This window comes from Bacillus sp. NEAU-CP5 (assembly GCF_026420705.1).
Lineage (GTDB): Bacteria > Bacillota > Bacilli > Bacillales > Bacillaceae > Bacillus > Bacillus velezensis.
Genome location: NZ_JAPMOV010000001.1, coordinates 352,726 through 378,037, shown reverse-complemented (window position 1 = coordinate 378,037; position 25,312 = coordinate 352,726). Strand labels below are relative to the sequence as shown.

Genomic DNA, 25,312 nt, shown 5'->3' with positions numbered 1-25,312 from the left:
GTAAAGGGATTTGACTTAACAAAGGGGAGAGCTCAAATGTCGCTCGAAAAAACGACGAGAATGAACTATTTATTTGACTTCTATCAGTCGTTGCTGACGTCAAAACAAAAGAGCTATATGTCGCTTTATTATCTGGACGATTTCTCCCTTGGTGAAATAGCCGAAGAGTATGACGTTTCAAGGCAAGCCGTTTACGATAACATCAAACGGACTGAAGCGATGCTTGAACAATATGAAGAAAAACTGCTCCTTTTTAAAAAGTTTCAGGAGCGTAAAGAAATGTTTACAAAGCTGAAAGAGCTTGCTTCCGGGTTGCAGGAAGAGGAAAAAATGACGGCTCTGATTGAAGCGCTTGAGAAATTAGATTAGGAGGCGGCAAACAATGGCATTTGAAGGATTAGCCGACCGACTGCAAAAGACGATTTCAAAAATCCGCGGAAAAGGAAAAGTCAGCGAACAAGACGTAAAAGAGATGATGCGTGAAGTTCGTCTTGCGCTTCTTGAGGCTGACGTTAACTTTAAAGTCGTAAAGGATTTTGTGAAAAAAGTAAGTGAACGGGCTGTCGGACAGGACGTTATGCAGAGTCTGACACCCGGTCAGCAGGTTATTAAAGTCGTAAAGGAAGAGCTTACCGAGCTGATGGGCGGCGAAGAAAGCAAAATTGCCGTCGCCAAACGCCCCCCGACCGTTATTATGATGGTCGGGCTCCAAGGTGCCGGTAAAACGACAACCACGGGGAAGCTTGCCAACCTGCTGCGCAAAAAACATAACCGCAAACCGCTGCTCGTGGCTGCGGATATTTACCGCCCCGCCGCGATTAAACAGCTGGAAACACTGGGGAAACAGCTTGATATGCCGGTCTTTTCGCTTGGCGATCAGGTCAGCCCGGTGGAAATTGCCAGCCAGGCGATTGAAAAAGCGAAGGAAGAGCATCATGATTATGTGATTTTAGATACCGCCGGACGGCTGCACATCGATCACGAACTGATGGATGAGCTCTCCGGCGTAAAGGAAGTCGCAAATCCTGAGGAAATTTTCCTTGTCGTCGACTCAATGACCGGTCAGGATGCGGTGAACGTCGCCAAAAGCTTTAATGACCAGCTCGGTTTAACGGGCGTCATTTTAACAAAGCTTGACGGGGATACCCGCGGAGGTGCGGCGCTTTCTATCCGCGCGGTCACCGAAACGCCGATTAAATTCGCCGGAATGGGAGAAAAGCTCGATGCTCTTGAAGCATTCCATCCTGAACGGATGGCATCCCGGATTCTCGGAATGGGTGACGTGCTGACGCTGATTGAAAAAGCTCAGGCGACCGTTGATGAAGACAAAGCCAAAGAGCTTGAGCAGAAAATGAGAACGATGAGCTTCACATTGGATGATTTTCTGGAGCAGCTCGGCCAGGTCCGAAACATGGGGCCTCTTGACGAACTGCTGCAAATGATGCCCGGCGCAGGCAAAATGAAAGGCTTAAAAAACATCCAAGTCGATGAAAAACAGCTGAATCATGTGGAAGCGATCATTAAATCAATGACTGTTCTTGAAAAAGAACAGCCGGATATCATTAACGCCAGCCGGCGGAAGCGGATTGCCAAAGGAAGCGGAACGTCCGTTCAGGAAGTCAACCGTCTTTTAAAGCAGTTTGAGGAAATGAAAAAAATGATGAAGCAGATGACCAACATGACAAAAGGGAAGAAAAAAGGCTTTAAATTACCTTTTATGTAATCGGTTATACATGATAAAACCGTTGTTAAGAAAAAACACTTTACAAACACTTTTATCATTGTTAATATACTATCTTGTTGAAATATTTTCGGAGGTGCTAGTAAAATGGCAGTAAAAATTCGTTTAAAACGTATGGGAGCAAAAAAATCTCCTTTCTATCGTATTGTTGTAGCAGATTCTCGTTCACCGCGTGACGGCCGTTTCATCGAAACAGTCGGCACATACAACCCGGTTGCAAAGCCGGCTGAAGTGAAAATCAACGAAGAGCTTGCTCTTAAATGGCTTCAAACAGGAGCTAAACCTTCTGATACAGTCCGCAACTTGTTCTCAAACCAAGGAATTATGGAAAAATTCCACAACGCTAAACAAGGTAAGTAATGACTGATCAGAACTTGGAAGATTTGATTGTCAGCATTGTGGCTCCGCTTGTCGACCATCCGGAAGACATAACGGTCACAAAGGAAGAGACTGATCAAAAGATTGCGCTGCGCTTATCTGTCAATAAGTCAGATACCGGTAAAATTATCGGAAAGCAAGGCCGGACTGCAAGAGCGATTCGAACCGTCGTTTTTGCAGCTGGCGCACAGTCTTCTAAGAAAGTTCAATTTGAAATATTTGACTGAAAAAGGGAGAGGGCCGGCACCTCCCCTTTTTTTACACGTAAAAAAGGCAAATGAACAGAAATATGTTGGAAGAGTGGGGAGTCTGGTCCTATGCAGATTATTCACAGGGTAACCGTTATGCAGGTTCTGACCGAGCAAAGCAAGGAAAAGCTTTTGACCTCTTTTGCAGAAAAAAAGCAAACGCTTGAACGAGAATGCAGCCAGCTCTATTTTCAGCTTAGAAAACATGAAAAAGATCAGCAGAATCCCGATGTAGCGGAATCTTTTAAAAAAGCCATTGAAAAAAGACAAGACAAAATCAAAATGATCGATTTCCAAATAAGCCAGACAGAGTCGCTCCCGCTTGGAAGCGAAGTGAAGGAAAAGGAGATCGATGCGCTGCTTTCAATCAACGTCGGTGATAACTGGCATGAAAAAACAGCGGCAAATACCATCGTCATAAAAGACGGGGTAGTAATTGAAATCCGCCCGAGGTGATAATATGACAAACAGATGGTTTAATGTAGGCAAAATTGTAAATACCCACGGCATTAAAGGCGAAGTGCGGGTCATTTCTAAAACGGACTTTGCCGAAGAACGGTACAAGCCCGGCAATACGCTTTATTTGTTTGCGGAAGGGGCTGCGGAGCCAATCAAAGTAACGGTAAGCGCCCACAGGCTTCACAAGCAGTTTCACCTGCTGCAATTCAAAGAAATGCCGAGTCTCAATGAAGTCGAGCACCTAAGAAACATGGTGATCAAAGTCCCTGAAGAAGACTTGGGAGAGCTTGAAGAAGATGAATTTTATTTTCATGAAATCATCGGCTGCGAGGTTGTGTCAGAAGACGGGGAACTGATCGGCACAGTGAAGGAAATCTTGACGCCCGGGGCTAATGACGTATGGGTGGTTGCAAGAAAAGGCAAAAAAGATGCGCTCATTCCGTATATTGCTTCTGTGGTAAAGGATATTAATATAAATGAGAAGAAAATTAAGATTCATGTAATGGAAGGGTTAATAGACGAATGAAAATCGACTTTTTAACACTGTTTCCCGAAATGTTTCAAGGGGTGCTCGGCTCATCCATTCTGCAAAAAGCACAAGAAAAAGAGGCTGTCCGTTTTGACGTCATCAATTTCCGGGCTTTTTCGGATAATAAACACCAAACGGTTGATGATTACCCGTACGGCGGGGGAGCCGGGATGGTGTTAAAGCCGCAGCCTGTATTTGATGCGGTTGAAAAGCTGACAGCCGGTACGGACGCCAAGCCGCGCATTATTCTCGTCTGCCCGCAAGGTGAGCGTTATACGCAGAAGAAAGCCGAGGAGCTGGCGGAAGAGGAACATCTCATGTTTATTTGCGGACATTATGAAGGGTATGATGAACGGATCCGGGAACATCTTGTCACTGATGAAATCTCCATCGGGGATTTTGTGCTGACCGGGGGAGAGCTCCCTGCCATGATGATCGCTGACAGCGTTGTCAGGCTTTTGCCGGGCGTCCTCGGAAAAGAAGCATCCCACGTGGAGGATTCCTTCAGCACGGGGCTTTTAGAGCATCCTCACTATACGAGGCCAGCAGATTATAAAGGCTTAAAAGTGCCTGAGACCCTTCTGTCCGGCAACCATGCCAAAATACAAGAATGGCGCAATAAAGAATCAATCAGAAGAACCTTTTTAAGACGTCCGGATCTTCTTGAAAACTATCCTCTCACTGATGAGCAAAGAAAATGGATTTCCGAGTGGGAAAACGAATAGATTCTATTGCGCAGGCGATGAAGATATGATAAGATACTACTTGTGGCTTAAGGAGGCTTATCCTTCAGAAGCTTGAAAACGATGTTCCGCTGTGCCTTGCAGTTGTGGCCAAGAGCATCTGTTGGAAGGAGTTGAAAACGATGCAAAAACTAATTCAAGATATCACAAAAGAACAGCTTCGCACTGATCTTCCTGCGTTCCGTCCTGGTGACACTTTACGTGTACACGTAAAAGTTGTTGAGGGTAACCGTGAGCGTATCCAGATCTTCGAAGGTGTTGTGATCAAGCGTCGTGGTGGTGGAATCAGCGAAACGTTCACAGTTCGTAAGATTTCTTACGGTGTTGGCGTTGAACGTACATTCCCTGTACACACACCAAAAATCGCGAAAATCGAAGTTGTACGTTACGGTAAAGTACGTCGCGCTAAGCTTTACTACCTGCGTGAACTTCGCGGAAAAGCGGCTCGTATTAAAGAAATCAGACGATAATGATAACGAACGAAAAGAGCTTGTTACCCGTAACAGGCTCTTTTTTTATATGAAATTTGTAAAAGCAGAACAAGCAAAGTAAAATACATAAGAGATCATCGGAACATCCGGTTCCGGTAAATAAGGCAGGTGTCGAAGTCACATGACCATTCAATGGTTCCCAGGCCATATGGCTAAAGCGAGACGGGAAGTAACAGAAAAACTGAAATTAATTGATATCGTATACGAATTGGTGGATGCGAGAATCCCGATGTCATCGAGAAATCCGATGATTGAGGAGATTTTAAAAAATAAGCCGCGCATTATGCTTTTAAATAAAGCCGATAAGGCGGATGCGGCTGTGACTGCCCAGTGGAAGGACCACTTTCAGGAACAGGGCATTCCCTCTCTTTCAATAAACTCCGTTAACGGGCAGGGACTGCATCAAATCGTGCCGTCCTCAAAAGAGCTGCTGAAAGATAAGTTCGATAAAATGAAAGCAAAAGGCATTAGGCCAAGAGCAATCCGCGCATTAATCATCGGTATTCCGAATGTCGGCAAATCTACGCTCATTAACCGGCTGGCCAAGAAAAACATTGCCAAGACGGGAGACAGGCCCGGCATTACCACTTCACAGCAGTGGGTAAAGGTAGGCAAGGAATTAGAGCTGCTCGATACACCGGGAATTTTATGGCCTAAATTTGAAGATGAGCTTGTCGGCTTGCGCCTGGCGATCACCGGGGCGATTAAAGATACGATTATCAACCTGCAGGATGTGGCCGTCTTCGGGCTGCGCTTTCTGGAAGAGCATTATCCCGACCGCTTGAAGGAGCGCTACGAACTTCAGGAAATCCCTGAGGATATCGCCGCTCTTTTCGACGCGATCGGTGAAAAACGCGGCTGTTTGATGGGCGGCGGAATGGTTGACTATGATAAAACAACGGAAGTCATCATTCGGGACATCCGGACAGAAAAATTCGGCAGGCTTTCATTTGAAACACCATCAGAATAAAGACGCGCAGCGATGCGGGTCTTTATTTTTTCCGCAGAATACCGATATACATAATGTAAGGGAGAAGAGAACGTGAATACATTAACCGTAAAAAGCGTAAAAGAACGCCTGCAAGAGGTCAGGGACGAAAGCGACCCCTTCCTTGCCCAATGTGAGAAAGACCCGAGAAAAAGCGTACAGACGCTTTTAGAGCAATGGCTGAAAAAGCACGCGAAGGAAAAAGCTCTTAAAGAGCAATGGCTGAACATGACGGCATACGAAAGACTGTCATCCAAAAAGGGCTTTCGCCTGATTGCGGGTGTTGACGAAGCCGGAAGAGGGCCGCTTGCCGGACCGGTTGTCGCCGGCGCCGTCATTTTGCCGGCAGAATGCGAGATTCTCGGTCTCACGGACTCGAAGAAATTGTCGGAAAAGAAGCTCGAGGAGTATTACAGCCGGATCACGGAAGAAGCGGCCGCTGTAGGAGTCGGCATTGTCCATGCGGACGTCATTGACCGGATCAACATTTATGAGGCCGCGAGACTGGCGATGGTAAAAGCCGTCAATGCTTTAACGGAAACACCTGATTATCTGCTTGTTGATGCCATGACCCTTCCGCTTGACATTCCGCAGTCATCAGTTATAAAAGGGGATGCCAAAAGCGTGTCAATTGCCGCCGGAGCCTGCATAGCAAAAGTAACGCGGGACCGTCTCATGGCTGAGTACGCCAAAACCTATCCCATGTACGGCTTTGAAAAAAATAAAGGCTACGGAACGAAAGAACATCTTGAAGCTCTTCAGGCATACGGACCGACAACTATTCACCGAAAAACGTTCGCTCCCGTTCAATCTTATTGTTAGAAAAGAGGCTTAAGACATGAACATAAGCGGCGAAATCCAAGCGGCTTTCAGACAGCTGACGGCGGAAATCCCTCCGGACCGGCAAGACGGCGGTAAAGACAGCGGCGCTCAAAGGCTGCTGTTAGGGAAGGTTCTCCGTTTGCTGGACGATCAAAGCGCTCTTATCCAAATCGGCGGCCGGACGATGCAGGGAAAACTTGAAACCGCCCTTCGTCCGCAGGCGTATTACTGGTTTTCTTATGACAAACAGCCGGCGGAAAAAACGGGCCGGCTTCATGTCATCGACCAATTCGAAGGAAGCCCGAAAACCGTTCAGGAAGCTGCGGGAAGACTGTTAAACGCTCTTTCCGTCAAATCAGGTCCTGTGTCTCTGCAGATTGCCGAAACATTTATGCAGCAGAAGCTGCCGATGACGGAAAACAGCCTCAAAGCCTGCATCCGCTGGGCTGAATCACTTCCGGCGGTCGAATTGAAAAAAGCGGCGGAAACAATCGTATTTGCGCTGAAACGGGAACTGCCCGCACATCCGGAAGTCTTGTCAGCCATTCATGCCGTTAAATATCCGGTTCCGACCCGTCGCCTCCTCTCAGGACTGCTTCAGGCAATCAATCAGGCTCCGCAATCGGCAAAAGAGCTGTCTGTGCTCAAAGAGGCGGTTTCTGACGTGTTAAACGCGGAAACGGATCTTCATGCAGAACGTCTCTTGAAGAAGCTTGCCGAGGCTGCACGCATGCCGATTTCAGAAACCGGGCTGATGAATGAAGGAGAACGGACGGAATCAAAACAATCACCATTTGTCCGAGAGACTCGTGAAAACGGAAAGGCAGTCTCAAGCCAACCTTCTCCTCCGAGTGCACGGACAGATACGGAACTGCCTGAAAAAACGGCAAAACAGATTATAGAGAAATTAATGACATCGGCAGAAAAAACTGAAAACCGTCCCGTAAAAGTAACGGCGGAGATCATTAAGGCTTTCATTTCTCAAGAAAGAACATTAAAAACAGCACCTGTTCTTCAAAACGCACATCTGACAGAACAGGAGGCGGCTGTTTTCGAAAAAGCCGTTCAGCTCACCGAATTGAAATATGCGGAAAAACATGATGTATTAAGCCTTTTGCAGAAAATCAAAAAAGGACTGGGCACCCGTGATGAATTATCATTCATTACAGCGCTTGAAAAAGGCGTGTCTCCGCAGCCGGAGAAACAAGCGCTGAAAACAGCCCTCCAAGCCGTCCGGACGCTTCAAGAAGCGCCCCAATCCGTTAAACAAGAGGCGGAACCGCTTATTCATAAATTAAACGGCCAGCTGTTTATTGAGCAGCATAACCCTTCTTTTACGCAGATGGTGCTGTCATTTCCGCTGGGAGCGTCCGCGTATGAGAATGACATCACAGTTCTCTTTAAAGGACGGAAGAAGCCGGACGGAAAACTCGATCCGTCACATTGCAGGCTCCTGTTTTTGCTGCATCTTGAAACACTGCAAGAAACCGTTGTGGACTGCATGATTCAGCAAAATGTAATGACCATTACGGTTGAGACTGATTTTGAGCTTCAGGCGGCCATCGACCCTCTCGTACCGGCTTTAAAAGAAGCCGTAAAAGAAACGGGCTTCAGCCTGTCAGGCGTCACGTCTAAAAAACGGCGCCCGAAAGACCAGAGCGCTCTTGTGGAAGAGTTTATAGAAAAAGACGGCGGAAGAAAAGTGGATGTGAAAATATGAAAGAGCAAACGCCGTTAAGAAGAGCTGTCGCCCTGCATTACGACCGGCAGAAAGACCAAGCCCCGAAGGTTGTCGCAACAGGCAGGGGGCACGTGGCGGAAAATATTATAAAAGAAGCTGAGAAGGCTGGGGTCCCTATTCAGGAAGACAGAACCCTTGTCGAATTAATGCGCCATTTGACGGTTGACGATCAGATACCGGAGGCGCTTTATGAAACCGTTGCCGAAATTTTTTCATTTGTTTACAGACTGGACGAAACCCTGAAAAACGAAAAATAAGGACCATTCATTTCCCAGACTCCGTTTAAATTTATATTTTCAATAAAATAAAAGTTAGAATGTTTGGAAGGATATAAAGATTTTGTTTTGAACCCTAGACAATTCTTCCAGTATTATATAGAATGAAAGCGCAGTCTATTTTTAGTTTTGCTACATAAGTTAGGAGGATGGGAAATGAATATCCATGAGTACCAGGGAAAAGAAGTCCTCAGAAAATACGGGGTGTCTGTTCCTGAAGGTAAAGTGGCTTTTACAGCAGAGGAAGCAGTTGAAAAAGCAGAGAGCCTGTCAAGCTCGGTTTATGTCGTAAAGGCGCAAATCCATGCTGGCGGCCGCGGCAAAGCTGGTGGGGTAAAGATTGCAAAAACAAAAGATGAAGTGAAAGAGTATGCCGAAGAACTGTTAGGCAAGACGCTCGTCACACATCAAACGGGTCCGGACGGACAAGTAATAAAACGCTTACTTATTGAAGAAGGCTGCGATATTAAAAAGGAATACTATGTCGGGCTTGTACTTGACCGCGCTACTTCAAGAATCGTTTTAATGGCGTCTGAAGAAGGCGGAACGGAGATTGAAGAAGTAGCGGAAAAAACACCTGAAAAAATTAAAAAAGCGGTAATTGATCCGGCTGTCGGCCTTCAGGGCTATCAGGCAAGGGAAATTGCATTCGCAATTAACATCCCGAAAGAGCTTGTCGGCAAAGCCGCTAAATTTATGCTCGGCTTATATAAAGCATTTGTTGAGAAGGACTGCTCCATCGCCGAGATCAACCCTCTCGTCGTTACGGGGGACGGAAACGTCATGGCGCTGGATGCTAAGCTGAACTTCGACAGCAATGCGTTATACAGACAAAAAGACATTATGGAATACAGAGATTTAGATGAAGAAGATCCGAAAGAAATCGAAGCGTCAAAATACGATTTAAGCTACATTTCCCTTGATGGAAATATCGGCTGCATGGTAAACGGCGCGGGTCTTGCAATGTCTACAATGGATATCATTAAACACTACGGCGGAGAACCTGCAAACTTCCTTGATGTCGGGGGCGGCGCAACCGCAGAAAAAGTTACGGAAGCTTTTAAAATCATTCTTTCCGATCAAAACGTAAAAGGAATTTTCGTTAATATTTTCGGAGGCATCATGAAGTGTGATGTCATCGCCGAGGGCGTTGTTGAAGCGACGAGACAAGTCGGATTGACATTGCCGCTGGTCGTGCGCCTTGAAGGGACAAACGTAGATTTAGGAAAGAAAATCCTGAATGAATCAGGCTTAAACATCACATCTGCGGAATCAATGGCAGACGGCGCACAGAAAATCGTATCCTTAGTTTAGGAAAGAATGAAAGGCAGGGGACCAGATAATGAGTGTTTTTATCAATAAAGATACAAGAGTTGTTGTACAGGGGATTACAGGTTCTACCGCTTTATTTCATACAAAGCAGATGCTGGAATACGGCACGAATATCGTTGGCGGTGTAACACCTGGAAAAGGCGGAACGGAAGCGGAAGGCGTACCGGTATTCAATACGGTCGCAGAAGCGGTTCATACAACGGGCGCTGATGCGTCAGTTATTTACGTGCCGGCTCCGTTTGCGGCGGACGCAATTATGGAAGCGGTTGACGCGGAAATTGATCTTGTCATTTGTATCACTGAGCACATTCCGGTTTTGGACATGGTGAAAGTGAAGCGCTTTATGGAAGGCAAGAAAACGAGATTAATAGGGCCGAACTGCCCGGGTGTTATTACACCTGAAGAATGCAAGATCGGCATTATGCCGGGATACATTCATAAAAAGGGTCATGTAGGCGTTGTATCCCGTTCAGGAACATTGACATACGAGGCCGTCCATCAGCTTTCAGAAGCCGGCGTAGGCCAATCTACCGCTGTAGGGATCGGCGGCGATCCGGTCAACGGCACGAACTTTATTGACGTGTTAAAAGCGTTCAATGAAGATCCAGAAACACATGCCGTCATCATGATCGGAGAAATCGGCGGCACAGCTGAAGAAGAAGCGGCTGAGTGGGTGAAAGCGAACATGACGAAGCCTGTTGTCGGCTTTATCGGCGGTAAAACCGCGCCTCCGGGAAAACGCATGGGCCATGCGGGCGCCATCATCTCCGGAGGAAAAGGCACGGCAGAAGAAAAAGTCAAAACGATGAACGCCTGCGGAATTGAAGTCGCGGAAACCCCTTCTGTAATGGGTGAAACGCTGATTAAGGTGTTAAAAGAAAAAGGCTTATTTGAAACGTGCAAAACGCACTGATCGAAGCAGGGGCAGCCGTAACGGCTGTTCCTGTTTTTGCTGAAAAAAAGAGGAGGTTGCCAGATTTGGATCAAGCATCGCGCTGTTTAATGGTCTGCAGTATTAATCAAATCATTTCCCCGTCTCTTCTATTAAAATGGTGGAAAGCTGATCACTCTCTGTCTTTTTTACCGGATCCGCATCCATTAACTGTTTTATCAGAAGGGAAAACAGCCCCGGAAGCAATTTTTCGGGAAATAGAGCGCAAGGATCCGGAACTTGATGAAGTTCTGTCCGATTACCGCCGCAAAGGCATTACTGTCATTCCGATTTCATCAAGCCGTTATCCAACATGGCTTAAAGCGATTTATGATCCGCCGGCTGTCTTGTATGCAAAAGGGAACACGCTGCTTCTTGAAAAAGGCAGAAAAATCGGGATTGTAGGAACGCGGAAACCGACGGAAGACGGAATAAAAGCGGTTGGGCATCTTTCCGCCGAACTCTCAAAAAAAGGCTGGGTCATTGTAAGCGGGCTTGCATCCGGTATAGACGGATTGTCTCATAAGGCGAGCATCAGGGCAAAAGGGCTTACGATCGGCGTGATAGCCGGCGGATTCCATCACATCTATCCCCGGGAAAATCTCCTGTTAGCAGAATACATGGCTGAACACCATCTCCTACTCTCAGAACATCCTCCTGAAACAAAGCCGAAAAAATGGCACTTTCCGATGAGAAACCGCATAATCAGCGGACTAAGTGAAGGAATTGTGGTCGTGCAGGGAAAAGAAAAAAGCGGTTCATTAATCACAGCTTACCAGGCTCTCGATCAAGGCAGAGAGGTATTTGCCGTTCCGGGTTCCATATTTAATCCATATTCCGGAGGACCTATAAAACTCATTCAAGAAGGGGCGAAAGCTGTATTATGCGCAGAGGATATTGACGGAGAGCTGACCGCCCGATGCGTTCAGTATACGGAACCCTTTTGAAATATCGTTTGACAAACGGTATTGTAATATTTAATAATAGTGAGGATTTAAAGTTGCACATTATTTTCATGTATAAAATGACGTTCATCATAAAGAATGAAATGTTGAAAGCCATAAAAAGGCAGCTCTAAAATGAATTGATACTTGAAAAGAGAGAGAACACCTCTTGAGGGGGATGAAAATGTCTGATTATCTAGTCATCGTGGAATCGCCGGCAAAGGCGAAAACGATTGAACGTTATTTAGGGAAGAAATATAAAGTCAAAGCTTCAATGGGACATGTCCGGGATCTTCCGAAAAGTCAAATGGGAGTTGACATCGAACAGAACTTTGAACCGAAATATATTACGATCCGCGGAAAAGGCCCTGTTTTAAAAGAATTAAAAACAGCGGCAAAGAAAGCAAAAAAAGTCTATCTCGCGGCCGACCCCGACAGAGAAGGGGAAGCGATTGCATGGCATCTCGCACACAGCCTTGATCTGGATCTCAGCTCGGACTGCCGGGTCGTCTTTAATGAAATAACGAAAGACGCCATTAAAGAATCATTTAAACATCCGCGCATGATTAATATGGATCTTGTCGATGCGCAGCAGGCGCGCCGCATACTAGACAGACTCGTCGGATACAAAATCAGCCCGATTCTTTGGAAAAAAGTAAAAAAAGGCCTCAGTGCGGGCCGTGTGCAATCCGTTGCGCTCCGGCTGATCATCGACCGGGAAAAGGAAATCAATGACTTTAAACCTGAAGAGTACTGGACGATTACCGGCTCATTTTTAAAGGGAAAAGAGACGTTTGAAGCCGGATTTTTCGGAAAAAACGGCAAAAAGCTTCCTTTAAAAAGCGAAGAAGACGTAAAAGCCATCCTTGCTCAGCTGAAAGGCAATAAGTATACAGTTGACAAGGTTACGAAAAAAGAGCGCAAACGAAATCCCGCTCTGCCGTTTACAACGTCCACTCTGCAGCAGGAGGCTGCAAGAAAGCTGAATTTCAGAGCGAAGAAAACGATGATGATCGCGCAGCAATTATATGAAGGAATTGATCTCGGCAAAGAAGGGACAGTCGGGCTCATCACGTATATGAGAACGGACTCAACGCGGATTTCCAATACAGCCGTTGAAGAAGCGTCAGCTTTTATTGATCAGGCGTACGGAAAAGAGTACTTAGCGGGAAAACGGAAACCGGCAAAGAAAAATGAAAACGCTCAAGATGCCCACGAAGCGATCCGTCCGACTTCGGTGCTCAGAAAACCTGCCGACTTAAAAGCGGTGCTTGGAAGAGACCAGCTCAGATTATACAAGCTGATTTGGGAGCGCTTTGTTGCAAGCCAGATGGCGCCTGCCGTCCTTGATACGATGAGCGTCGATCTCAGCAATAACGGATTGACATTCCGGGCAAACGGAAGTAAAGTCAAATTCGCCGGCTTCATGAAAGTCTATGTAGAGGGTAAAGACGATCAGCTGGAAGAAAAAGACCGCATGCTTCCGGACCTTAAAGAGGGAGACACGGTTTTATCGAAAGATATTGAGCCTGAGCAGCACTTTACTCAGCCGCCTCCGCGTTATACAGAGGCGCGCCTGGTTAAAACGCTTGAAGAACTGGGGATCGGCCGTCCTTCGACATATGCGCCGACTCTTGACACCATCCAGCGCCGCGGTTACGTGGGATTAGACAATAAACGGTTTGTGCCGACTGAGCTTGGGCAGATCGTGCTGGATCTTATCATGGAGTTTTTCCCGGAAATCATTAACGTTGAATTCACGGCTAAAATGGAAAGAGACCTTGACCATGTTGAAGATGGCCAGACAGAATGGGTTCAAATCATTGACAGCTTCTATACTGATTTCGAAAAACGCGTGAAAAAAGCGGAAGCCGAAATGAAAGAAGTGGAAATTGAACCTGAATACGCCGATGAAGATTGTGAGTTATGCGGCTCCCGGATGGTTTATAAAATGGGCCGATACGGCAAATTTATGGCGTGCTCCAACTTCCCTGACTGCCGGAATACAAAACCGATTGTCAAACAAATCGGCGTAAAATGCCCTAAGTGCCATGAAGGAAACATTGTCGAACGAAAATCAAAAAAGAAACGCATCTTTTACGGCTGTGACCGTTATCCTGAATGCGACTTCGTATCTTGGGACAAACCGATTGAACGAAAATGCCCGAAATGTGAAAATATGCTCGTAGAGAAAAAGCTTAAAAAAGGCATACAAGTCCAATGCGTCGAATGCGATTATAAGGAAGAACCACAGAAGTAGCGGTGAGCAGAGCCTTGCTCACCTTCTTTGTGTGGAAGGGACAAACAACAGGAGATGAAAAGAAATGAACCAGCAAACAGTTAATGTAATCGGAGCAGGCCTTGCCGGAAGTGAAGCGGCATGGCAGCTTGCAAAACGAGGAATTCAAGTGAAACTATATGAAATGCGGCCCGTCAGGCAGACGGCAGCCCATCATACTGATAAATTCGCCGAACTGGTATGCAGCAACTCCCTCCGTTCAAATACACTCGCCAATGCGGTAGGGGTATTAAAGGAAGAAATGCGGGCGCTTGACTCGGCAATCATTCAATCTGCTGATAAATGCTCGGTTCCGGCCGGAGGAGCGCTTGCCGTTGACCGTCATGAATTTGCGCAAAGCGTGACGGATCTTGTGAAAAACCATCCGAACGTAACGGTTCTTACTGAGGAAGTAACAGAGATTCCGGAAGGCCCGACTGTTATCGCGACCGGACCGCTTACGTCAGAATCGCTTTCACAGCAGCTGAAAGAGCTCACGGGAGAAGAGTATCTGTATTTTTATGACGCGGCTGCGCCGATTGTCGAAAAAGACAGCCTTGATATGGAGAAAGTGTACTTAAAATCCCGTTATGACAAGGGAGAAGCGGCGTACTTAAACTGCCCGATGACAGAGGAAGAGTTCGACCGTTTCTATGAAGCATTGACGACGGCTGAGACGGTACCTTTAAAAGAATTCGAAAAAGAAATCTTCTTTGAAGGCTGCATGCCGATTGAAGTCATGGCGAAAAGAGGCAAGAAAACGATGCTGTTCGGACCGATGAAACCGGTCGGACTGGAAGATCCGAAAACAGGCAAGCGCCCTTATGCAGTCGTTCAGCTCAGACAGGATGATGCGGCGGGAACGCTTTATAATATTGTAGGTTTTCAGACACATTTAAAATGGGGAGACCAAAAAGAAGTGCTTAAACTGATCCCCGGCCTTGAAAATGTTGATATCGTCAGATACGGCGTCATGCACAGAAACACATTTATCAACTCACCGAGCCTTTTGAACCCGACATATCAATTTAAACAGCGGAACGATCTGTTTTTCGCGGGCCAAATGACCGGCGTAGAGGGTTATGTTGAATCTGCCGCTTCAGGTCTTGTAGCGGGAATCAATGCCGCCAAACTTGTGCTCGGTCAGGATCTTGTGACATTCCCGCAGGAGACGGCAATCGGAAGCATGGCTCACTACATTACGACGACAAATCAGAAGAACTTCCAGCCGATGAATGCAAACTTCGGCCTCTTAAAAGAATTGCCTGTAAAAATTAAAAACAAAAAAGAAAGAAATGAAGAATACGCTAAACGCGCAATTGAAACTATTCAAACTATTTCGAAAACGATATAGCTTTTCATTGCAACTTCGATGCATTATATGATACCATTTAAAAGCCCTTCGGAGAGGGAGGTCTTCATAATGACTGAGAATGTTAACTTTTTTTTAAAGTTATTCGTTGAATATTTACAAATTGAAAAAAATTATTCACAATATACTATTGTGAATTATGTTAATTCGATTGAAGAATTTGGGATGTTTCTGCATGCTCAAAATATAAATGGAATGAAAGAAGCTGCATATCATGATGTGAGAATATTTTTGACAGAGGCTTATGAAAAAGGCCTGTCAAGAAAAACAATCAGCAAGAAAATTTCAGCTTTGAGAAGCTTCTATAAATTTTTAATGAGGGAAAAGCTTGTTGAAGAGAATCCGTTTCAGCTTGTTCATCTGCCGAAACAAGAGAAACGGATTCCGAAGTTTCTTTATGAAAAAGAACTTGAGGAACTATTCGCTGTTTCAGACAGAAGTCAGCCGTCAGGGATGCGCGATCAGGCCCTGCTTGAGCTTCTTTATGCGACCGGAATGAGGGTCAGTGAGTGCTGTACGCTCACTGTCGGCGATCTTGACCTGTTCATGGATACGGTGCTCGTTCACGGGAAAGGCAAGAAGCAGCGCTATATCCCGTTCGGCTCATATGCCCGTGATGCGCTGGAGCTGTATATTAACAGCGGAAGGCAGTGCCTGCTTGAAAAAGCAAAAGAGCCTCATGATGTGCTGTTTGTCAATCAAAGAGGCGGCCCGCTGACCGCCAGAGGAATCCGGTATATTTTAAGCGGGCTTGTAAAAAAAGCATCCGGCACTTTACATATACACCCGCATATGCTTCGGCACACGTTTGCGACTCATCTGCTGAATGAAGGGGCTGATTTAAGAAGCGTCCAGGAGCTTTTGGGCCATTCCAATCTGTCTTCTACGCAGATATACACGCATGTATCGAAGGAAATGCTGAGAAACACATATATGTCCCACCACCCGAGAGCTTTTAAAGAAAATTAAAAGGAGGCCCTTCTCATGTCATCTTTTCATGCGACAACGATTTTTGCCGTCCAGCATAACGGGAAAAGCGCTATGTCAGGAGACGGCCAGGTCACATTCGGTCAGGCTGTAGTCATGAAACATACCGCGAGAAAAGTGAGAAAACTGTTTAATGGAAAGGTTCTGGCCGGATTTGCAGGATCTGTTGCAGACGCTTTCACACTTTTTGAAATGTTTGAGGCGAAGCTTGAAGAATACAACGGCAATTTAAAACGTGCGTCGGTTGAGCTTGCGAAAGAATGGCGCAGCGATAAAGTGCTGCGCAAGCTGGAAGCCATGCTGATTGTCATGAACCAGGATACCTTGCTTCTCGTATCGGGAACAGGTGAAGTGATTGAGCCGGATGACGGCATTTTGGCAATCGGCTCCGGCGGAAACTACGCCCTGTCAGCAGGAAGAGCGCTGAAAACCTATGCCGGAGAGAATCTGTCCGCCAAAGATATTGCAAAAGCCGCTTTGAAAATCGCGGGCGAGATTTGTGTGTACACAAACGATCAGATCATTTTGGAAGAACTTGAATAGAAAGGACTTGAGGCGCATGGAAAACAAACCGTTAACACCGAGACAAATCGTAGATCGGTTGGATCAATACATTGTAGGACAGCAGGATGCAAAAAAAGCTGTCGCCGTGGCATTAAGAAACCGCTATCGCAGAAGTCTTCTTGATGAAAAACTGAGAGACGAGATCGTTCCCAAAAACATCCTGATGATGGGCCCGACCGGGGTGGGGAAAACAGAGATCGCCAGACGGATCGCCAAGCTTACCGGTGCGCCATTTATAAAAATTGAAGCGACAAAATTTACAGAAGTCGGCTATGTAGGCAGAGATGTCGAATCAATGGTCAGAGACCTCGTTGAGACATCCGTGCGGCTCATTAAAGAAGAAAAAATCAGCGAAGTGAAAGAACAGGCTGAAGAAAATGCAAACAAACGTATAGTGCGGCTTCTCGTTCCGGGAAAGAAAAAACAAGCGGGAGTGAAAAATCCGTTTGAAATGCTTTTCGGAGGAAGCCAGGCGGCAAATGATGATGAAGCCGACCAGCAGGAAGAAGCAAGCCTTGAAGAGAAAAGAAAGCGCATGGCGCATCAGCTCGCATTGGGAGAGCTCGAAGACCATTACGTCTCCGTAGAGGTGGAAGAGCAGCAGCCGTCGATGTTTGACATGCTGCAAGGCTCCGGGATGGAGCAGATGGGCATGAATATGCAGGATGCGCTGAGCAATCTGGTGCCAAAAAAGAAAAAACGCCGCAAAATGACGGTCAGAGAAGCAAGGAAGGTTCTGACCAATGAAGAGGCAGGCAAATTAATCGATATGGATGAAGTCGGCCAAGAGGCCGTGTTAAGAGCTGAAGAGGGCGGCATTATCTTTATTGACGAAATAGATAAAATCGCAAAAAACGGAGGGGCTTCTTCCTCAGCAGATGTATCGAGAGAAGGCGTTCAAAGAGATATCCTTCCGATTGTCGAAGGATCTACCGTCGTCACGAAATACGGCTCCGTCAAAACAGATCACGTGCTGTTTATCGCAGCCGGGGCATTCCATATGGCCAAACCGTCTGATCTGATTCCGGAGCTGCAGGGCCGCTTTCCGATTCGTGTAGAATTGAGCAAGCTGACAGTAGATGATTTTGTGAAGATTCTCGTCGAACCCGATAACGCGCTGTTAAAACAATATCAGGCTTTATTGCAGACAGAAGGTATATCTCTTGAATTTTCTGACGAAGCTATTCGTAAGATCGCCGAAGTAGCTTATCATGTGAATCAGGATACGGACAACATCGGAGCGAGAAGGCTTCACACGATATTGGAACGTCTCTTGGAAGACCTGTCGTTTGAAGCGCCGGACGTGACGATGGAAAAAGTCGCTATCACGCCGCAATACGTTGAAGAAAAGCTCGGAACGATTGCAAACAACAAAGATCTAAGTCAATTTATATTGTGAAAATTTAATAAGAGGAATTCTAGGAGGATTATTTATCATGGCTTTACTACAAAAAACACGAATTATTAACAGCATGCTGCAGGCTGCGGCAGGCAAACCCGTAAACTTTAAAGAAATGGCTGAAACGCTTCGTGACGTCATTGATTCTAATATTTTCGTCGTCAGCCGCAGAGGAAAGCTTTTGGGCTACTCTATTAATCAGCAGATTGAAAATGACCGCATGAAAAAAATGCTTGAAGACCGCCAGTTCCCGGAAGAGTACACGAGAAATCTGTTCAATGTTCCGGAGACGTCTTCAAACCTTGATATCAACAGCGAATACACGGCGTTTCCTGTAGAAAACAGAGACCTGTTCCAAGCAGGCTTAACAACGATCGTGCCGATCATCGGCGGAGGAGAGAGACTGGGCACGCTCATTCTGTCCCGTCTGCAGGATCAATTTGAAGATGATGATCTCATTCTTGCTGAATACGGAGCAACCGTTGTAGGAATGGAGATTTTAAGAGAAAAAGCGGAAGAAATCGAAGAAGAGGCGCGAAGCAAAGCGGTTGTTCAAATGGCGATCAGTTCTCTGTCTTACAGTGAACTTGAAGCGATTGAGCATATCTTTGAAGAGCTTGACGGAAACGAAGGCTTGCTTGTGGCAAGTAAGATTGCGGACCGTGTCGGCATTACGCGTTCAGTAATCGTTAACGCGCTGAGAAAGCTGGAAAGCGCAGGCGTCATTGAATCCAGATCACTGGGAATGAAGGGGACGTACATTAAAGTTCTGAACAACAAATTCCTTATTGAATTGGAAAACCTTAAATCTCATTAAGACAAAAGCAGGATCCCTAAAAATGGGCGTCCTGCTTTTTTTATGGACAATAGGTGAAAAGTTGCAGTTTAAAGTTGCTTATTGGAATCTGATCTGAGATAATCCATCTTGCTGTGTGAAAAAAGGAGGAAGATACAGAAATTCTGCTATTTTCAGTCTAATATTAAACAAATCCTTGTAGTACAAATATTCTAGGACTTAATACCTACATACAAAATAGATATAATTGAGCACTTTTTTTTAGCCTAACTTCATAGACTTTAAGCCTGTTATTTCTTACAATAAGCATATGGTTTTACAATTCTCGACAAGGATTTTTAGGAGAAAAATATCTGAAATGGAGGTAAGTGGATTTGGACTTATTTTCTGGAACTATACAAAATCTTGAGAATGCCTTGGGGAGAGCGGACATTAAGCAAAAAGTCTTAACTAATAATATCGCCAATATAGATACACCGAACTACAAGGCAAAAAAAGTCTCTTTCCGAAATTTGTTAGATCAGGAAACATCCAATCTTGAGGCTGTAAAAACCGACTATCGGCACGTTGACTTTACGGGTTCGGGGGACGATTATTCTATCGTGTCCAGCAGTGATACATCGTACCAGCAAAACGGAAACAATGTCGATATCGACAAAGAAATGACAGATTTAGCCGAAAACCAAATTAATTATCAGGCTTTGGTTGAAAGAATGAGCGGCAAATTCAATTCTCTGAAAACCGTCTTGACAGGAGGAAAATAATGAGTGGCTTTCAAAGCTTAAATATTTCGGGTTCCGCTTTAACTGCACAGCGTGTCCGGATGGACGTCGTATCGTCCAACCTGGCCAATATGGATACAACGAGAGCGAAGCAGGTAAATGGCGAATGGGTGCCTTACAGAAGAAAGTTGGTATCTCTCCAATCCGGAGGCGAATCATTTTCGTCCCTTTTACATTCCAAGATGAACGGAACAGGAAGCGCGGGAAGTGGCGTAAAGGTATCTGGTGTTACGGAAGACCCGTCCGCTTTTAATCTCGTTTATGATCCGGAGAATCCTGATGCGAATAAAGACGGATATGTACAAAAACCAAATGTAGATCCATTAAAGGAAATGGTGGATCTTGTCAGCAGCTCGAGATCATATGAAGCAAACGTAACTGCATTAAACGCCTCCAAAGGCATGCTTTTGAAGGCTTTAGAAATCGGAAAGTAAGGTGATGTAAGTGGTTAACGCTATTACTCCTTTTCAGCTTCAACAAATCCAAAACACTCAAAACGTAACGAATCAATTAAACCAAACTCAAAAAACTGATTCTTCAAACCAAACAAGCTTTTCGGAGCTTTTAAAAAACTCTATTGATTCGTTAAATGAGTCACAAGTAAAATCTGACCAAATAACGAACGAACTGGCTGCAGGAAAGGATGTAAACCTTGACGAGGTCATGATCGCTGCCCAAAAAGCAAATATTTCTCTGACGGCCGCTACCGAATTCCGCAATAAAGCCGTGGAAGCCTATCAGGAAATCATGAGAATGCAGATGTAGTGGTCAGATTGAAGAGAATGACTGGAATGACCGGGGGTTAACATGAATCGTACTCTAATGCAAATGAAAACCAAAACGGCAGCGTTTTGGAACAACAGATCAAAAACACAGAAGATACTCATGGTAAGCGGCTTGGCCGCATTCATTATTTTACTCATCGTCGTTATTATTTTTACTTCGTCTGAAAAGATGGTGCCTCTTTATAAAGATTTGTCCGCGGAAGAAGCGGGGAAGATTAAAGAAGAGCTCGATACGAAAAAGGTGTCTTCTGAACTTGCTGATGGCGGCACGGTCATTAAGGTTCCTGAGAGCCAAGTGGATTCGCTTAAAGTCCAGCTTGCCGCAGAAGGCCTGCCGAAAACGGGATCAATTGATTATTCGTTCTTCGGACAAAATGCGGGCTTCGGCCTGACAGATAATGAGTTTGACGTTTTAAAGGTTGAGGCGACTCAGACCGAATTGTCAAACCTGATAAATGAAATGGACGGTATTAAAAGCTCGAAGGTCATGATCAATATGCCGAAAGAAGCCGTGTTCGTCGGTGAAGATCAGCCGGCAGCATCCGCTTCAATCGTTTTGCAGATTAAACCGGGCTACTCGCTTGATCAAAACCAGATCAACGGGCTGTACCATCTCGTTTCTAAAAGTGTTCCGAACTTAAAAGAAGATAATATCGTCATAATGGATCAAAATTCTACATATTATGACAAAAGTGACAGCGGTGCAGGGTCCGTTTCTGACAGTTATGCTTCTCAGCAAGGTATTAAGTCGCAGGTCGAAAAGGATGTTCAAAAACATGTTCAGTCACTGCTCGGCACAATGATGGGGCAGGATAAGGTCGTTGTTTCCGTAACGGCGGATATTGACTTCACGAAGGAAAAACGCACTGAAGACACTGTCGAACCTGTCGATAAAGATAACATGGAAGGCATAGCGGTAAGCGCCGAAAAAGTTGCGGAAACGTATAAAGGCGACGGCGCGGCCAACGGCGGCACGGCCGGAACTGGAAGCAATGACACCGCGAACTATGCCGAGACAAACGGCGGTTCAAACAGCGGGGACTACGAAAAAAGCAGCAATAAAATCAACTATGAAGTCAACCGCATTCATAAAGAAATCGCTGAAAGCCCGTATAAAGTGCGTGATTTAGGCATTCAGGTCATGGTGGAGCCGCCTAATCCGAAAAATGCCGCTTCCTTATCAGCACAGAGACAGGCTGATATACAGAAGATTTTAGGAACGGTCGTCAGAACGTCTCTTGATAAAAACGAAACGCAAAATCAAAACCTGACAGACAATGATATCAACAATAAAATCGTTGTATCCGTTCAGCCGTTTGACGGAAAAACAAGCCTGAACACAGATTCGGCACAATCTTCAGGTCTTCCGATCTGGGTATACATTACAGGCGGCGTACTGCTTGCGGCCATTATTCTGCTTATTATTCTCCTCATCAGAAAGAAACGCTCACAAGAGGATGAATACGAAGAATATGAATATGAAACACCGCCGGAGCCGGTTCGATTGCCTGATATCAACGAAGAGAAAATTGAAACGGAAGAAACAGTCAGACGAAAACAGCTTGAAAAAATGGCTAAAGAAAAACCGGAAGACTTTGCTAAATTGCTTCGAAGCTGGCTGGACGAGGATTAGGGGGGAATGGAAAATGGCGAAACGTGATCAGAACAAGCTTACAGGAAAACAAAAAGCAGCCATCCTCATGATTTCCTTAGGCCTTGATGTATCAGCTTCTGTATACAAGCATTTGTCTGAAGAAGAAATTGAAAGATTGACACTCGAGATTTCGGGAGTCAGAAGCGTCGATCATCAAAGAAAAGATGAAATCATTGAAGAATTTCATAATATCGCAATCGCTCAGGACTATATTTCACAAGGCGGTTTAAATTACGCCCGCCAAGTGCTTGAAAAAGCGCTCGGAGAAGACAAAGCGGTAAGCATTTTAAACAGGCTCACCTCTTCTTTGCAGGTAAAGCCGTTTGATTTTGCGAGAAAAGCGGAGCCCGAACAGATTTTAAATTTCATTCAGCAGGAACATCCGCAAACGATGGCGCTGATTTTATCCTACCTTGACCCGGTGCAGGCCGGACAGATTTTGTCTGAGCTGAACCCGGACGTTCAGGCTGAGGTGGCAAGAAGGATTGCGGTTATGGACAGAACGTCTCCAGAAATCATAAATGAAGTGGAGCGGGTCCTTGAACAAAAGCTGTCCTCCTCCTTTACGCAGGATTATACGCAGACCGGCGGCATAGAAGCCGTTGTTGAAGTGTTAAACGGCGTAGACAGAGGAACGGAAAAAACGATCCTTGATTCATTAGAAATCCAAGATCCAGAATTGGCGGATGAAATCAAAAAACGGATGTTTGTCTTTGAAGATATTGTCACCCTTGATAACCGTGCGATTCAGCGCGTGATCAGAGACGTTGAAAACGACGACCTCCTGCTTTCATTGAAGGTTGCGAGCGAGGAAGTCAAAGAAATCGTCTTCAGCAATATGTCACAGCGTATGGTTGAAACGTTTAAAGAGGAAATGGAAATTATGGGGCCTGTGCGTTTGCGTGATGTGGAAGAGGCGCAATCAAGAATCGTGGGCGTCGTCCGCAAGCTGGAAGAAGCCGGTGAAATTGTAATCGCGCGAGGCGGAGGAGACGATATTATTGTCTAATATCATTAAACAGCAATCATCATTTTCTCCTGAACAAAAACGGCGCAAGCTTTCCTTGCAGGAAGTCAGGAAAACACATTCCCAGCCAGACCGGGAGGAACCCGAAAATCCAGAGGCTCTCATGGCTTTTGCCAAAGCAGAAGCCGACAGGGTGTCTGAAGAAGCGAAAAATCAATTTGAGCACACTCTTCAGCAGATTGAAGAAGAGAAAAACCGCTGGGCGGAAGAAAAACAAAGATTGATAGAAGAAGCAAAGGCAGAAGGATATGAAGAAGGCATGGCATTGGGAAAAGCCGAGGCTCAAGCTGAATACGCTAATCTCATCAGCCGGGCCAATGCCGTTATGGAAATGGCGAGACAGTCAGTCGAGGAAAAACTGGAAAGCGCTGAGGAAGAAATTATTGAGCTTTCCGTTGCGCTCGCTAAAAAAGTATGGCGGCAAAAAAGTGATGATAAAGAGGCTTTCCTTCTGCTGGTCAAACAGGTAGTAGCCGAAGTAAAAGATTATGATGACATCTCCATCTATGTGGACCCTGAATATTATGAGACGGTTCATCAGCATATGGACGAAATTCAGCAGCTGTTATACAAAGAATGCAGATTAAGCTTATATGCCGATGAAAAAGCCGCGAAGGGAACGTGCTCGATAGAAACTCCGTTCGGACGTGTCGATGCAGGCGTAGACACCCAGCTGATGCAATTAAAGCAAAAACTTTTAACGGCGCTTGAGGCGGGAGCGGAGCAATGAAGACACAGTATTTAATAGACTCAATTGAAACAGCGGATCCGTACAAACGCTACGGCAAGGTTAAACGGGTCATCGGGCTGATGATTGAATCAAAAGGGCCCGAAAGCTCAATCGGAGATGTTTGTCTCATTTATCCGAAAGGCCATGCGAAAAAAGCGATTAAAGCTGAGGTTGTAGGCTTCCAGGATGAAAACATTCTGCTAATGCCTTATCTGGAAGCGGCCAGCATCGCGCCGGGCAGCATTGTGGAGGCCACTGGCGAGTCGCTCCGCATCAAAGTAGGCGCGGGTTTAATCGGACAGGTTGTCGACGCGTTCGGCGAACCTCTTGACGGCCGGGCGCTTCCGAAAGGTTTGTCCCCCGTTTCGACGGAGCAGCCGCCGCCAAACCCGATGAAACGCCCGCCGATACGGGAAAAGATGGGTGTCGGCGTCAGATCGATTGACAGTCTGCTGACGGTAGGAAAAGGGCAGAGAATCGGGATTTTTGCCGGAAGCGGAGTCGGAAAAAGCACCCTGATGGGAATGATCGCGAAGCAGACTGAAGCTGATTTAAACATTATCGCACTCGTCGGTGAACGGGGGCGCGAGGTGCGTGAATTCATCGAGAAGGATTTAGGCGAAGAAGGCCTGAAACGCTCGATAGTCGTAGTCGCGACCTCTGATCAGCCTGCCTTAATGCGTTTGAAAGCGGCGTATACGGCCACCGCCATTGCAGAGTACTTCCGCGATAAAGGCCGGAATGTGATGTTCATGATGGACTCTGTCACGAGGGTCGCGATGGCTCAGCGGGAAATCGGCCTGGCAGCGGGAGAACCGCCGACAACAAAAGGATATACACCTTCTGTGTTCGCTATTTTGCCCCGTTTGCTGGAAAGAACGGGCGCGAATGAACAAGGAACGATAACCGCTTTTTATACGGTTCTCGTTGACGGAGATGACATGAACGAACCGATTGCCGATACGGTGCGCGGAATATTAGACGGCCATATCGTTCTCGATCGGGCGCTTGCCAACAAAGGGCAGTTCCCGGCCGTGAACATCCTGAAAAGCATCAGCAGGGTCATGTCTAATATTTCAGACACATCGCATATAGAGGCGGCCAACAAATTCCGCGATCTTTTGTCAACTTATCAAAACTCTGAAGATCTCATTAATATCGGAGCTTACAAAAGAGGATCATCAAGAGAAATTGATGAAGCGATTCAGTTTTATCCGCAGCTTATTCAATTTTTAAAACAAGGAACGGAAGAACCTGCTCAATTGGAAGACAGCATTGCGGCATTGACGAGTCTGACAGGAAAAGAGGAATAAACA

General features: G+C 45.8%; 28 protein-coding genes. All 28 read left to right on the top strand.

Features of this window, described 5'->3' with window-relative positions; all coding sequences use genetic code 11:
* Positions 1 to 36 precede the first annotated feature (36 nt).
* The 28 genes from OTK50_RS01405 to fliI all read left to right on the top strand — a co-directional run bounded on the left by OTK50_RS01405 (position 37) and on the right by fliI (position 25,309).
* Complete coding sequence (locus OTK50_RS01405; protein WP_003154299.1) at positions 37 to 369, top strand: putative DNA-binding protein; 333 nt, start codon at positions 37 to 39, stop codon at positions 367 to 369.
* A 13-nt stretch (positions 370 to 382) separates the two neighbouring features.
* The gene (ffh, locus tag OTK50_RS01400) at positions 383 to 1,723 is read left to right on the top strand and encodes a signal recognition particle protein (protein ID WP_082998004.1); all 1,341 of its coding nucleotides are present in this window, start codon (positions 383 to 385) and stop codon (positions 1,721 to 1,723) included.
* A 105-nt stretch (positions 1,724 to 1,828) separates the two neighbouring features.
* Positions 1,829 to 2,101 carry a 30S ribosomal protein S16 gene (gene rpsP, locus OTK50_RS01395; RefSeq protein WP_007611384.1) on the top strand — a complete coding sequence of 91 codons (273 nt, stop codon included), beginning with the start codon at positions 1,829 to 1,831 and terminating at the stop codon, positions 2,099 to 2,101.
* On the top strand, positions 2,101 to 2,346 hold the full coding sequence (locus OTK50_RS01390) for a KH domain-containing protein (protein WP_007611392.1): 246 nt from the start codon (positions 2,101 to 2,103) through the stop codon (positions 2,344 to 2,346). Before rpsP ends, OTK50_RS01390 begins: the two co-directional genes overlap by 1 nt.
* 90 nt (positions 2,347 to 2,436) lie before the next feature.
* On the top strand, positions 2,437 to 2,823 hold the full coding sequence (locus OTK50_RS01385; RefSeq protein ID WP_082998005.1) for a YlqD family protein: 387 nt from the start codon (positions 2,437 to 2,439) through the stop codon (positions 2,821 to 2,823).
* A gap of 4 nt (positions 2,824 to 2,827) precedes the next feature.
* On the top strand, positions 2,828 to 3,352 hold the full coding sequence (gene rimM, locus OTK50_RS01380; RefSeq protein ID WP_003154290.1) for a ribosome maturation factor RimM: 525 nt from the start codon (positions 2,828 to 2,830) through the stop codon (positions 3,350 to 3,352).
* Entirely contained in the window at positions 3,349 to 4,080 is a 732-nt protein-coding gene (gene trmD, locus OTK50_RS01375) for a tRNA (guanosine(37)-N1)-methyltransferase TrmD (RefSeq protein ID WP_003154289.1), read from the top strand. Before rimM ends, trmD begins: the two co-directional genes overlap by 4 nt.
* A 140-nt stretch (positions 4,081 to 4,220) precedes the next feature.
* Positions 4,221 to 4,568: a 50S ribosomal protein L19 gene (rplS, locus tag OTK50_RS01370; protein ID WP_003154288.1), complete on the top strand. Its 348-nt coding sequence runs from the start codon at positions 4,221 to 4,223 to the stop codon at positions 4,566 to 4,568.
* Between the two features lie 142 nt (positions 4,569 to 4,710).
* Positions 4,711 to 5,559 carry a ribosome biogenesis GTPase YlqF gene (gene ylqF / locus OTK50_RS01365; RefSeq protein WP_224224257.1) on the top strand — a complete coding sequence of 283 codons (849 nt, stop codon included), beginning with the start codon at positions 4,711 to 4,713 and terminating at the stop codon, positions 5,557 to 5,559.
* A 72-nt stretch (positions 5,560 to 5,631) separates the two neighbouring features.
* A complete protein-coding gene (locus OTK50_RS01360) occupies positions 5,632 to 6,399 on the top strand; it encodes a ribonuclease HII (protein WP_007611398.1) in 768 nt (255 codons plus the stop codon).
* A 16-nt stretch (positions 6,400 to 6,415) separates the two neighbouring features.
* Complete coding sequence (locus tag OTK50_RS01355; protein WP_224224258.1) at positions 6,416 to 8,119, top strand: glycosyl transferase; 1,704 nt, start codon at positions 6,416 to 6,418, stop codon at positions 8,117 to 8,119.
* On the top strand, positions 8,116 to 8,397 hold the full coding sequence (locus OTK50_RS01350) for a FlhB-like flagellar biosynthesis protein (protein WP_007409769.1): 282 nt from the start codon (positions 8,116 to 8,118) through the stop codon (positions 8,395 to 8,397). Before OTK50_RS01355 ends, OTK50_RS01350 begins: the two co-directional genes overlap by 4 nt.
* A gap of 174 nt (positions 8,398 to 8,571) precedes the next feature.
* The gene (gene sucC / locus OTK50_RS01345) at positions 8,572 to 9,729 is read left to right on the top strand and encodes an ADP-forming succinate--CoA ligase subunit beta (protein ID WP_003154283.1); all 1,158 of its coding nucleotides are present in this window, start codon (positions 8,572 to 8,574) and stop codon (positions 9,727 to 9,729) included.
* A gap of 28 nt (positions 9,730 to 9,757) precedes the next feature.
* Positions 9,758 to 10,660 (top strand): succinate--CoA ligase subunit alpha, encoded by a 903-nt coding sequence (sucD, locus tag OTK50_RS01340; RefSeq protein WP_224224259.1) that lies wholly within the window; start codon positions 9,758 to 9,760, stop codon positions 10,658 to 10,660.
* 65 nt (positions 10,661 to 10,725) lie between these two features.
* Positions 10,726 to 11,625: a DNA-processing protein DprA gene (gene dprA, locus OTK50_RS01335; RefSeq protein WP_029325906.1), complete on the top strand. Its 900-nt coding sequence runs from the start codon at positions 10,726 to 10,728 to the stop codon at positions 11,623 to 11,625.
* 181 nt (positions 11,626 to 11,806) lie between these two features.
* Positions 11,807 to 13,882, top strand: a complete 2,076-nt coding sequence (topA, locus tag OTK50_RS01330) for a type I DNA topoisomerase (RefSeq protein ID WP_007409771.1) — start codon at positions 11,807 to 11,809, stop codon at positions 13,880 to 13,882.
* Between the two features lie 64 nt (positions 13,883 to 13,946).
* A complete protein-coding gene (gene trmFO, locus OTK50_RS01325) occupies positions 13,947 to 15,254 on the top strand; it encodes an FADH(2)-oxidizing methylenetetrahydrofolate--tRNA-(uracil(54)-C(5))-methyltransferase TrmFO (protein WP_012117550.1) in 1,308 nt (435 codons plus the stop codon).
* Between the two features lie 69 nt (positions 15,255 to 15,323).
* Positions 15,324 to 16,241, top strand: a complete 918-nt coding sequence (gene xerC, locus OTK50_RS01320) for a tyrosine recombinase XerC (protein WP_007409774.1) — start codon at positions 15,324 to 15,326, stop codon at positions 16,239 to 16,241.
* A gap of 15 nt (positions 16,242 to 16,256) precedes the next feature.
* Positions 16,257 to 16,802 carry an ATP-dependent protease subunit HslV gene (gene hslV / locus OTK50_RS01315; RefSeq protein WP_003154267.1) on the top strand — a complete coding sequence of 182 codons (546 nt, stop codon included), beginning with the start codon at positions 16,257 to 16,259 and terminating at the stop codon, positions 16,800 to 16,802.
* A gap of 16 nt (positions 16,803 to 16,818) precedes the next feature.
* Positions 16,819 to 18,222, top strand: coding sequence for an HslU--HslV peptidase ATPase subunit (hslU, locus tag OTK50_RS01310; protein ID WP_007611413.1), 1,404 nt, complete (start codon positions 16,819 to 16,821; stop codon positions 18,220 to 18,222).
* Between the two features lie 37 nt (positions 18,223 to 18,259).
* Complete coding sequence (gene codY, locus OTK50_RS01305; protein ID WP_003154263.1) at positions 18,260 to 19,039, top strand: GTP-sensing pleiotropic transcriptional regulator CodY; 780 nt, start codon at positions 18,260 to 18,262, stop codon at positions 19,037 to 19,039.
* 353 nt (positions 19,040 to 19,392) lie between these two features.
* Positions 19,393 to 19,782 carry a flagellar basal body rod protein FlgB gene (flgB, locus tag OTK50_RS01300; protein WP_003154260.1) on the top strand — a complete coding sequence of 130 codons (390 nt, stop codon included), beginning with the start codon at positions 19,393 to 19,395 and terminating at the stop codon, positions 19,780 to 19,782.
* Positions 19,782 to 20,234 (top strand): flagellar basal body rod protein FlgC, encoded by a 453-nt coding sequence (gene flgC, locus OTK50_RS01295; RefSeq protein WP_007409776.1) that lies wholly within the window; start codon positions 19,782 to 19,784, stop codon positions 20,232 to 20,234. Before flgB ends, flgC begins: the two co-directional genes overlap by 1 nt.
* Positions 20,235 to 20,244: 10 nt before the next feature.
* Positions 20,245 to 20,565, top strand: coding sequence for a flagellar hook-basal body complex protein FliE (gene fliE, locus OTK50_RS01290; RefSeq protein ID WP_045207408.1), 321 nt, complete (start codon positions 20,245 to 20,247; stop codon positions 20,563 to 20,565).
* Positions 20,566 to 20,607: 42 nt separating this feature from the next.
* Entirely contained in the window at positions 20,608 to 22,218 is a 1,611-nt protein-coding gene (gene fliF / locus OTK50_RS01285) for a flagellar basal-body MS-ring/collar protein FliF (RefSeq protein WP_007611422.1), read from the top strand.
* Between the two features lie 13 nt (positions 22,219 to 22,231).
* The gene (gene fliG / locus OTK50_RS01280; RefSeq protein ID WP_003154256.1) at positions 22,232 to 23,248 is read left to right on the top strand and encodes a flagellar motor switch protein FliG; all 1,017 of its coding nucleotides are present in this window, start codon (positions 22,232 to 22,234) and stop codon (positions 23,246 to 23,248) included.
* Complete coding sequence (fliH, locus tag OTK50_RS01275; protein WP_082998011.1) at positions 23,241 to 23,996, top strand: flagellar assembly protein FliH; 756 nt, start codon at positions 23,241 to 23,243, stop codon at positions 23,994 to 23,996. The genes fliG and fliH overlap by 8 nt, the downstream gene beginning before the upstream one ends.
* Positions 23,993 to 25,309 carry a flagellar protein export ATPase FliI gene (gene fliI / locus OTK50_RS01270; protein WP_007611430.1) on the top strand — a complete coding sequence of 439 codons (1,317 nt, stop codon included), beginning with the start codon at positions 23,993 to 23,995 and terminating at the stop codon, positions 25,307 to 25,309. The genes fliH and fliI overlap by 4 nt, the downstream gene beginning before the upstream one ends.
* Positions 25,310 to 25,312 lie beyond the last annotated feature (3 nt).